Source organism: Rahnella sp. BCC 1045 (assembly GCF_019049615.1).
Taxonomy (GTDB): domain Bacteria; phylum Pseudomonadota; class Gammaproteobacteria; order Enterobacterales; family Enterobacteriaceae; genus Rahnella; species Rahnella contaminans.
In genome coordinates this window covers 1-754 of sequence record NZ_JAFMOZ010000032.1, presented here as the reverse complement: position 1 = coordinate 754, position 754 = coordinate 1, and the positions used below count along the sequence as shown (strand labels likewise).

Genomic DNA, 754 nt, shown 5'->3' with positions numbered 1-754 from the left:
GAATTGGGATATCTTTCGATGAAATCACCAATAACATTTTCAATTTGCGAAATAAATAATTTTTCATTTTGTTCATCATCTGATAGCTCATTGTGTAAACACAAGCGAAGTACAGGTGCATCTCGCTCCACAAGCCTAACCACTTCAGAAAAAGGGAAGCAAAAGTAATCATCGCCAATGAAGGAAATTTTACCAGGTAGATATTTTTCAAGAACCTGATAGCTAGGAAAATCACGAACGTCGAAACAGAAATAATTTTTGATAAATTTTGAGATATGTTCTGCTTTATCTTCTGATAGCGGTTGTAATCCCAACCCTGTTGCATAAGTTCTAATCTTATGCTTTTCACCAAAATAGGACACGAGTTCTATAAGGCGTAGATTAGCCTCCCAGAGTTCATTCATGTACCCTCCGCCCATAAGATGGATACTGTCAACATCAGAGAAAATCTGAGACATCAGCCTCTCACGCATTGGAAGAAGTGTCCTGTCAGAAAACTTTTCCTCAATACTTCCACTCTTCCCCAAAGCTTGGGCAAGCTGCCATAAATAATTGACACAAATAACACCTTCGTACAGAGTGTCTGCTACGATAGGGTCGACTGCATCAAGATAAATAATTGCATTTGGATATTTTCTTTTTATATGATTAATCCATCCTCTTGTTAGCATGTCATCCCCATAATTAGGCATGCCGGACGCAGAAATCAAATAAAATTTTTTTACAGGATATGTAATTTCAAAAGATTCAGTAG

At 37.1% G+C, this 754-nt stretch carries 1 protein-coding gene; it reads right to left on the bottom strand.

Annotation, left to right across the window (positions count from 1 at the left end):
- Positions 1-754: polysaccharide pyruvyl transferase family protein (locus J1782_RS00175; protein WP_217151893.1), on the bottom strand; the 754-nt coding region annotated here is incomplete at both ends.